1 protein-coding gene is annotated in these 1,195 nt (G+C 73.6%); it reads right to left on the reverse strand.

The window, feature by feature from the left end; all coding sequences use genetic code 11:
* On the reverse strand, window positions 1-1,195 hold a 1,195-nt coding region (locus tag ACQKIP_RS47840), incomplete at both ends, for an FAD-binding oxidoreductase (protein ID WP_427745912.1).

Raw genomic sequence — 1,195 nt, forward strand, 5'->3', positions numbered from 1 at the left:
CCTCCGGCGTGATCTCCGCGGCGAGCCCCGGACGCTTGAGCAGGCCCACGCCGTGTTCGCCGGTCACCGTGCCGCCCAGGGCGATGGCGTCGGCGATGATCTCGTCGAAGGCCGCCTGGGCGCGGGCGCGTGCGGCGTCGTCACCGGGCTGGGTGATCAGCAGGGGGTGCAGGTTGCCGTCGCCGACGTGCGCGATGTTGGCGATGAGGATGTCGTGCCGGCCCGCGGTCTTCTCGATGCGGCCCAGCATCTCGGGAATGTGCTCCTTGGGCACGCAGACGTCCTCGGTCAGGACCGGGCCCAGGCGTTCGAGGGCGGGATAGGCGAGCCTGCGGGCCGCGAACAGGGCGTCGGCCTCGTGTTCGTCGGTGGACCGCTCGGCCCAGGAGGCCCCTGCCCCGCGGAAGCACTCGACCATGCGCTCGGCCTGCGCGGCGCCGGTCTCGCCCGGCTCGTCGATCCGGCCGAGGAGCACCACGTCGGCGTCGAGCGAGAGGCCCATGTTCTTCCACGCGTCCACGGCCCGCAGGCAGTGCCGGTCGATCAGTTCCAGTGCCGAGGGGGTGAGTCCCGCCGCGGCGACGGCGCGTACGGCGGCGCCCGCGTCGACGACGGAGCCGAAGTGGCCGGCGACCGTGAGCGCGGCCGGCGGCAGGGGCCGCAGGCGGACGGTCACCTCCGTGATGATGCCGAGCGTTCCCTCCGAGCCGACGACAAGCCCCGTCAGGTCGTATCCGGCGACGCCCTTCGCGGTACGCCGGCCGAGCCGCACGATCTCACCGAGGCCGTTGACCATCTCCAGGGCCAGGACGTAGTCACCGGTGACGCCGTACTTGACGCAGCAGACCCCGCCGGCGTTGGTGGCCACATTGCCGCCGATGGTCGACCACGGGGAGCTCGCCGGGTCGGGCGGGTACCAGAGCCCGTGCTGGGCGGCCCGCTCCCGCAGATGGTCGTTGATCACGCCGGGCTGGACGACCGCGAACCGCTCCAGGGGGTTCACGTCGACGATCCGGTCCATGGCCTCGAGCGCCACGACCACGTGGCCGTCACCGGAGTTGGCGCCGCCGGAAAGGCCGGTGCCCGCGCCGCGGGCGACGACGGGGGTGCGGTGACGGATACAGGCGCGGACCGTGTCGGCGACGTCTTGGGTGGACGTCGCGCGGACGACGGCCGCCGGGCGACCGCTGGGCGC

Source organism: Streptomyces sp. NPDC059900 (assembly GCF_050270335.1).
GTDB lineage: Bacteria > Actinomycetota > Actinomycetes > Streptomycetales > Streptomycetaceae > Streptomyces.